The organism is Nitrososphaerota archaeon (assembly GCA_016872055.1).
In the GTDB taxonomy this organism is placed as follows: domain Archaea; phylum Thermoproteota; class Nitrososphaeria; order Nitrososphaerales; family Nitrosopumilaceae; genus Nitrosotenuis.
The window spans coordinates 1-7,541 of the sequence record VHBH01000020.1 but is presented as its reverse complement, the minus strand read 5'-3'; the positions used below and the strand labels follow the sequence as shown (position 1 = coordinate 7,541).

The window sequence follows — 7,541 nt, the reverse complement described above, 5'->3', positions numbered from 1 at the left end:
GACCAGTCCAAAATTGAAATGTTTCACGAATTTTTATCAAAATACATAACTGCTATAGAGTCCAAAATAAAATGATCAAAGCTTTCTTAGTAACGTAAATCTGGACTTTTTAGGCTCGATCTCCTCGTGAATGTCTACATTGCTGATTATTTTCACTCTGTAATCCATCCAATATTTTTTCATGTTTCGCCCGTATGTAGCTGGGCTGTCGCTGATCTTTTCCTCATTTTCAGAAAACAACTCTATATTGAAAATGTATTTTTTTGACACGCGAAACATCTCGTCTACTGCCTTTTTGATGTCCTCAGAGTCAAGGTAATTCAGTACGTTTCTTGTAAATACCAAATCAATAGAATTATCCTCAAATGGAATTTTACAGATATCTGCAATCTGAAAGTTAAACTTTGGCAAGTTTTTCCCTGCTTGCGTAATAGCCAGCTCAGAAATATCAATTCCATTAATGTCTGACTCGTCTGGAAATAACTTTAGGTCATTTCCTGCACTAGTTCCTACTTCTAGAATGTTTTGTACCCGCAGTGAGATAGCCAAATCGCGGATGAATTTTGCCATCTCATAGTTAAAGTTGCCAAGATGATTCTTTGCGTAATCATCCCAATATTCTAGTGCTTGCATTGGCAAGGAACCATAATGGTGTCAAATGTACAGTCATGTGGGCCTTCCGATCTAGCATCTATTGCGATTTCTTTCATGCATTCAGAGTGCCTGCCCTTTTTACAAAACCAGCAAATTCTATCTGTGCTTCCACCGACTGAACACGAATCCATAATTGTAATTGGTATAATATCTAAAAAAACGTTATAGGTATTTTAGCCAGTGTATGAATCGTTCGTCCCTACCCATCGCTACATCCATGAATGATTTTTGTAGGGATTTGGTGACGTTGCCCATTTTGCCGTCAGCTATGGTTACATCGTCTACTTGGGATACCGACTTGACCTCGGCCGCAGTCCCGGTCATGAATATCTCGTCTGATGAATACAGATCGTCGCGGTCTAACTCTTGCTCTGTAATGTCCATACCGTTTGATTCTATTATCTGGATTACAGAGTCTCGCGTGATTCCTGCAAGGCAGCCTGATGTTAGCGGCGGCGTGTAAATTTGGCCATTCTTTACAACAAAAATGTTTTCTGCACTACCTTCGGCTATTTTTCCGTGATAGTTCAGCATGATAGCTTCATCGTATCCATTTTTGAGTGCCTCCACTCTTGCTAGAGCTGCATTTGCATAGTTCGATGCTCCCTTTGCCTGCATTGGCTGTGACCTGGAATCAATTCGCAGCCAGCTGGAAATTTTGCATTTTGCACCGGTTTGCTTTCCTGCTTTTGATTCGCCCATCTTCCACTCCCAACATGCAATGGAGACATCAACCTTGTTCGGAGTGGGAGTCAGTCCCATGGTACCATATCCGTAATATGCCAGCGGTCGAATATAGCACTCTTTTAGGGTACTTGCCTTTACTGTCTTTTCTATCGCATCGGTTATCTGGTCTTTTGTATATTCCATTTTCATTGAATACAGTTTTGCAGACCTGAAGAACCTATCAACATGTTCTGGTAGTCGAAATATTGCAGAGCCTTTTGGGGTGTTGTAGCAGCGAATTCCCTCAAAGACTGCCGTTGAGTAATGTAAAGCATGAGTAAGTACGTGGACTTTGGCATCTTTGAACGGTACCATCTTACCGTTCATCCAGATTTTTCCTACTTCTTTCATAGAATGTCGGAAAAGTACCACTAATTAAAAAATTATCTGATAAACCCACGCACGCCTAAATACTGGGATTGCGAAATGGTACCATGGAAATAGCGTCATCCATTCTAGCCATGGGACTGGTTGCCGTAGGCCTAATTGGGCAGGGCTTTGAGATGAAAAAGATTCGTGCCTCTATTAGGATTGATGAGCAGATGAGTCCAAAGAATGTCTTTACAGACAGGCGCAACTTCAAATGGTACGCGCTGATTTTCGCAGGCTTGGTTCTAAGCTTTGCAAGATTCTAGGATTTGTGCCTAGCTCACAAAAAATCTAATGGATCTATATAGATTACATCTAAATATTCCGATCGCATAATGTTAGTAGAGCGTGTTTTGGGTAACGCCGGGCTGATTCTAGACTATGGCCCATGAACAAACCCAGCGTGGACTCTTGGATAACCAAGGGCTCCATATGCGATTTGTACTATTCATGAGAAGGTGATTTTTGACCTTTCGGAATGAACAGCACGAATCGCTGTTTTTATGTTATCTGCAGAATCATCAACTACTATTATGACTCTTGACGTTTCTTCCTGCGCATCCATGTTTAGGATGTTGAGGCCTGCTTCTCCTATTCTGGAGCTTGCCTTGGACACGATTTGGTGGACTCGCCACATCTGGTCGCCAATTAGTGTTATGACACCCCGATTATATTGTATGGTAGCTAGTGAGTCAAACCCAAGAAAGTATCGCTCGTTTCGCTTGACATAGTCTGCATCCAGAAATAGAATTCTTGTAAACTCGATATCATCACTGGTAAATGGCGATAAAATCACAAACTCGGAATAACGCTTTTCTTTTTCCAACGATTCTAGGAGGGCTTCTGCAGCGATACTTTCTATTTTGAGAATTGCGCAGTTTTTCTTGCCTGTGACTATCTTTAGCGGATGACCGTTCTGGTTGTCTGATTTGCGTAGGATGGTTGTGGTCTTACTGGGATCCTTCATGTTTGTGATTATTATTGGCATATCTACTCCGTTTTCCAGAATTTCCTTGATTGCAATTGGGTCCAGTATCTTCATACCAAACATGCCTGCAATCCTTGCCTCATTGTATGATAGCAGTGTAATGTCTTCTAGCTCCTCTGATACTATTCGTGGGTCTGCAGACACCACTGCACTGTCTTTTTCAAAGTCGATTCGAGTGTCGTATTTTTTGTGGAACAAAATTCCAAGATCTGCAGCCGTTCTGTCTGAGCCTCCCCTCTCGTATGTTGTTTCGACTCCGTCCACAGTTTTTCCGATAAATCCTCCGACAGATATTACCTCGTTGTTTTTGACTAGCTCCTCGAGTGGTCCTAGCCTTGCGGCAGACTCTGATGCAAGGAAATTAGTCGACTCGATATTGTTGTCGGTAATTATAGGCCAAGCGTCATAGCTTGCAACGTCTGACTTTAGGCCAGCACTCTTGAGGATGTAGCTCATCACATACGACATGAGAATCTCCCCTGAGAAAGCAAGTGCACGTGAGCGAACCTCATTTGAAAATGATTTTTTGTCTTTTGCCTCGTAAAAAGCCTGGGTTGCCCTTGCAAGAAACGAATCTATTGTCTTTTGGCATTCGGATTTGTACTGATCCGAAACTGATGATAGGATTTTCTGGTATGATTGCTTGATTGGTGTGATATCTGGCGTTGCTCCCTCTTCTGCCTTTCTGCCAACGTATAACGCCAGGTCCGTGAGTGATTTTCTTTTTCCCTCGTGAATTGTGAGTGGGGCTGAAAAGACTGCGACTACTTTAGAGTCCTTCTTTAATTGTTTTATTCTGGATATGATATCTGATACAAACTCACCGTCAATTCCACTTGCGCTTCCACCAAACTTTGCTACTACCAACCTTTCCAAGTAAGATTGGTTGCAATTAAAACCACTTTTAAGGGTACGCTATGAATACTGTAAAATAATATCGGCTGCCTTTTTTGCGCCGTCGGTCTTCACCTGCCTGCGTTCTGATTCTAGCTTTTGCGGAATCAGGGAATCTAGTTTGTAAATGTCATCAAAGTAATAGCCTTCCTCTTTTGCATTGTCTTCCTGCTCAAAGTGTCCCTTGATTGGAATGAAAATTCCCGGCGTGCCGTATGCTCTTGATTCATCAATTGTAGATTTGCCAGCAAGTGAAATAACCAAGTCTGATGCAAAAATTATCTCGTGCAAATTATTTACAAAGCCCAAATTCCTGATATTTTGATTTTGGATTTCCAGTGCTGGACCACTGACTAGTACCAAGTCGATGTCCTTTAGGTTGGAGGCCGCCTCGATTGTTTTTTGGATTAGGAATCTACCTGCGTCTGTTCCACCAACACTTGCGACTATGGTTTTTTTCTCAAATCCGAGTCTTTTTCGAAGCTCTTCTCTGGTGTGTTGCGTGGACCTTACTATTGGGCCAACTCGCCTAACGTTATCTTGGTCTGGGCCTGTCTCTGGGAGTATCACTGTGTCGCATTTTTGGATGATTTCTCTCATGGATTTGTTCATCCTTTTTTCTATAATCGACCCTATTCCCTTGGTGAATCTGGTCTCCAAGATGTCTGTGATTAGTATTGTCGGGATCTTTTTTTGCTGCGCTATTGTCAGCGAAGCAAAATCTTCGTCACTTACTATGATCTTCGGACGCTCAGAACTGATGAATCTGTCTGATATTTTCTTACAGTCCTTGTAGTACTGGTAGTATTTCCAAAGCCAGCCTAGCGAACCCCGCAGTGCGCCATTTTGTACATCAAAGTTTGGTGGAGCATACTCGTCATTTACCGAAAATCCATAATCTGAGATCATCTTGGCAGCGCCTGCCCCTGTGACAAACTTTGGCGGTTTTTTCAAAAACTGCGCTATTGCAATATCGCGTGTTGCATGTCCTAGGCCTATTGGGCTGCAGAAAAACCCGATGTTATGGTACAATGATTTTTGTATTGAATCTCTCAAAGTTTAAATGGTTTCTGAAAAGGAATTTTGCTGGGCTCATAGTCCAGTTGGTTATGACGTCGCCCTTACACGGCGAAGACCCTGGGTTCGAATCCCAGTGGGCCCATTTTTACACTATACCTAACTCCTTACTATTTTGTAATGATATAATTAAAGTTGGAAATACAAACAAAGACTAACAAATTCAAGTAGGGCATAATATCTGAGCTAAACCCTGGTCATACAAAATCCGAAAGGGGATCTGGCGGCTAGTTTTTTGCTTTGTTGCGTTTTTTCTCTTTAATTCTCTGATTCATTCGCTTTATTCCTTGGGCGAATCTTTGTTTTTCCTCTTTGGTCTTTAACACAAGCTTGGGCACATGCGTCGGCCTGCCGTCCTCATCCAGCGCAACTGATGTTACCAGTGCAGTTCCAGTCAACGTTTTGGTTCCATTGATAAGGTCTTCTGCTTCGACTCGGACCTCGATTTCCATTGAAGAATTTTTGACTGCATTGAGTCTGGCATTTAGTATCAAGGCGTTTCCAACATAAACCGGTTTGAGAAAGTCTACTCGGTCAATGCTTGCGGTTACTGCATTTTTTCTGGAATGCCTGTGGGCGACGATTCCGGCTACAACATCTATTTGTTTTAGGATTTCGCCGCCAAATACGTTCCCCGCAGGATTTGCGTCATGTGGAAACATTCTTGATATTACCTCCACTTTGGATTCGTTTGCGCTTTTTGCACTCAAGGATTTCAATTATGGTATGATGGCAGTATTTCTTGTTTTTGTCGTCTTGGTGCTTTTACAGTAATTTACCGCGAAAAGCCAGGTTGGGTGCACAAGATTTTTTATCACTATACGAAATAATCTGTTAGTTGAGTGAACTATCATCTAATGACAAACTGACATTAGTTCAGTATGCCATAGAAAAATATGAAAATGAGGCCGTCCTACTTGAGAAGCTAAAAACCATTCTATCGGAAAAAGACGCGCAAAGAAGCATTGATACTTTGATTGGGACTCAACGAGTGCGAAGAATTGGGCCTGAAATCATACAAAACAATACCTCCCACACAGAACTACCAGATCTACCAGAAACTCTAAGGCCAATAATTGATAGTCTATAAAAAATTCAGATCCATTCGAAAATAGGCAATTTTTTAAACATACCTGCAACTTGTCTGTGTATAATCATGGAAGAAATTCTGTCTCAAATTGGTGAAATGTCTCCAGTATTGATTATGGGCCTTGGATTGGCAATTGGTCTGGAGCATGCATTTGAGCCAGATCATGTTGCTGCAGTAAGCACACAAGTATCAAAGGGAAGATTTATGCAAAAATCTACAAAACAAATAATCAAATCTGGCACCATGCGTTCTTCCATTCTCGGTGCATTTTGGGGAGCAGGTCACACCACAACACTGGTTCTGATGGGGTTGTTAGTCTATGCACTGGCAGTAAAAATAGAGCAAAACATCTTTTCGAGCTTGGAGTTAATCGTCGGAATGATGTTGATATTTCTAGCAATTACTACGATTTCAAACAAAAAAATATTCAAGCTACGACACAGGCACCCACACCAACACAATGATGGCTCGACGCATTATGATGAACACAATCATATCGATTCTGAGCATAAACACTCTCACAAATCATATCTGATTGGATGCATACATGGCTTGTCAGGTAGTGGAAGTCTCGTTGTTCTGACAGCAGCTACTCTGAACAACGTTGGAATGATTCTTGGATTTATCTTGGTTTTTGGAATCGGCTCCATACTTGGAATGGCTCTGGTCTCTGGTTTGATGGGAGTGCCATTTGCTCTCTCAAATAAGGTAGTACGAATCAACAAGATTGCGCGTTATATTGCAGGGACGTTTTCGTTGTTGATTGGTGCAAATATCATATATCAGATTACAATTATTGATAATCTGTTTGGCTTTTAGAAACCGCGAAGGCCGACTGGCCTGATTACCTCTGGGTGCTGCCTCATCCATGATATCTTGTCCAGCATCATTTGCTTGTCTTGTGGAAATGTACCCTTTATGGTATATGCATTGGAGCCATGGTTTGCGCGAAATATCACCTCATCTTTGACATCAATTTGCGAGACCAAGTCTTCCAGTTCCTCTCTTGCCTCTGAATCCGATACTGGTATGAACGGCTCGCCAAATTTACTCAGAAATTCGTCCTTGATCCCGTTTTCCAGATATAGTGTTAATGCACCAACATAGTGGGGGGCAGACGCATTGATTACTTGGGCAGTTCCACGAATGTGCTCTTTTGAGTGGGTCTTTCCGCCAAGGCCCAAAATTATCATGCATGATAAAATATAGCCAGCATCCTTTGCCTTCTTGCAGGCCCGAATTATTGTAGTGGGTGTGGCGCCTTTGGTAACTTTTTTTAGTATAAGATCAGAGCCACTTTCTATTCCAAGATAAAACATGTCTAGTCCTGATTCCCGCAATAGTTTTAGCTCCTCCGGGGTTTTCTTGAGAACATTCATTGGCATTGCATAGCATGCGATTCTTTCCAAGTTTTGGAATTTCTCTTTTAGATATTTGACAATCTTTTGCATGTACTCTACTGACAGATTCAGTGCATCACCATCTGCTAGAAAAATTCGTCTAGTGTCAGGCAGTGCCTTTGCCATTAGATCGATTTCTGTCTTTATGTCATCCCAGGGTCGCTCTGAGTATTGCTTTGAGCGGTACATGTCGCAAAAAGAGCACTCATTAAATGAGCATCCTAATGTGACTTGAAAAATAAGCGAGTCTGCCTCAGATGGCGGCCTGTACAGAGGATAATCATAGTTTAGCATCATGTCTAATTTGACGTGTGATTGGTAATATTATTTTGCCTATGCACAA

The 7,541-nt window shown here is 41.8% G+C and carries 9 protein-coding genes and 1 tRNA gene; 4 read left to right on the top strand and 6 right to left on the bottom strand.

Annotated features, from left to right (window positions below; translation table 11 throughout):
• Positions 1-75: 75 nt before the first annotated feature.
• Together FJ354_06970 and FJ354_06965 are read right to left on the bottom strand one after the other, a co-directional pair.
• Positions 76-633: a class I SAM-dependent methyltransferase gene (locus FJ354_06970; GenBank protein MBM3906392.1), complete on the bottom strand. Its 558-nt coding sequence runs from the start codon at positions 631-633 to the stop codon at positions 76-78.
• 183 nt (positions 634-816) lie between these two features.
• Positions 817-1,731 carry a branched-chain amino acid transaminase gene (locus FJ354_06965; protein MBM3906391.1) on the bottom strand — a complete coding sequence of 305 codons (915 nt, stop codon included), beginning with the start codon at positions 1,729-1,731 and terminating at the stop codon, positions 817-819.
• A gap of 83 nt (positions 1,732-1,814) precedes the next feature.
• On the opposite strand from FJ354_06965, the gene FJ354_06960 reads away from it, so the two are divergent.
• Positions 1,815-2,015, top strand: a complete 201-nt coding sequence (locus tag FJ354_06960; protein ID MBM3906390.1) for a hypothetical protein — start codon at positions 1,815-1,817, stop codon at positions 2,013-2,015.
• Between the two features lie 182 nt (positions 2,016-2,197).
• On the opposite strand, the gene FJ354_06955 is transcribed toward FJ354_06960, so the two are convergent.
• Together FJ354_06955 and FJ354_06950 are read right to left on the bottom strand one after the other, a co-directional pair.
• On the bottom strand, positions 2,198-3,613 hold the full coding sequence (locus FJ354_06955; protein ID MBM3906389.1) for an aspartate kinase: 1,416 nt from the start codon (positions 3,611-3,613) through the stop codon (positions 2,198-2,200).
• Positions 3,614-3,652: 39 nt separating this feature from the next.
• Positions 3,653-4,663 carry a UDP-N-acetylglucosamine--N-acetylmuramyl-(pentapeptide) pyrophosphoryl-undecaprenol N-acetylglucosamine transferase gene (locus tag FJ354_06950; GenBank protein MBM3906388.1) on the bottom strand — a complete coding sequence of 337 codons (1,011 nt, stop codon included), beginning with the start codon at positions 4,661-4,663 and terminating at the stop codon, positions 3,653-3,655.
• A gap of 56 nt (positions 4,664-4,719) precedes the next feature.
• Here FJ354_06950 and FJ354_06945 point away from each other — a divergent pair.
• A tRNA-Val gene (locus FJ354_06945) sits at positions 4,720-4,793 on the top strand.
• 142 nt (positions 4,794-4,935) lie between these two features.
• Here FJ354_06945 and FJ354_06940 read toward each other — a convergent pair.
• Complete coding sequence (locus FJ354_06940) at positions 4,936-5,370, bottom strand: acyl-CoA thioesterase (GenBank protein ID MBM3906387.1); 435 nt, start codon at positions 5,368-5,370, stop codon at positions 4,936-4,938.
• A gap of 176 nt (positions 5,371-5,546) precedes the next feature.
• Here FJ354_06940 and FJ354_06935 point away from each other — a divergent pair, with 176 nt between their 5' ends.
• Together FJ354_06935 and FJ354_06930 are read left to right on the top strand one after the other, a co-directional pair.
• Positions 5,547-5,798 (top strand): hypothetical protein, encoded by a 252-nt coding sequence (locus tag FJ354_06935; protein ID MBM3906386.1) that lies wholly within the window; start codon positions 5,547-5,549, stop codon positions 5,796-5,798.
• Between the two features lie 63 nt (positions 5,799-5,861).
• On the top strand, positions 5,862-6,617 hold the full coding sequence (locus FJ354_06930; protein ID MBM3906385.1) for a high frequency lysogenization protein HflD: 756 nt from the start codon (positions 5,862-5,864) through the stop codon (positions 6,615-6,617).
• On the opposite strand, the gene FJ354_06925 is transcribed toward FJ354_06930, so the two are convergent.
• Positions 6,614-7,495 carry a radical SAM protein gene (locus FJ354_06925; GenBank protein ID MBM3906384.1) on the bottom strand — a complete coding sequence of 294 codons (882 nt, stop codon included), beginning with the start codon at positions 7,493-7,495 and terminating at the stop codon, positions 6,614-6,616. The two genes, FJ354_06930 and FJ354_06925, sit on opposite strands and share 4 nt — an antisense overlap.
• Positions 7,496-7,541 lie beyond the last annotated feature (46 nt).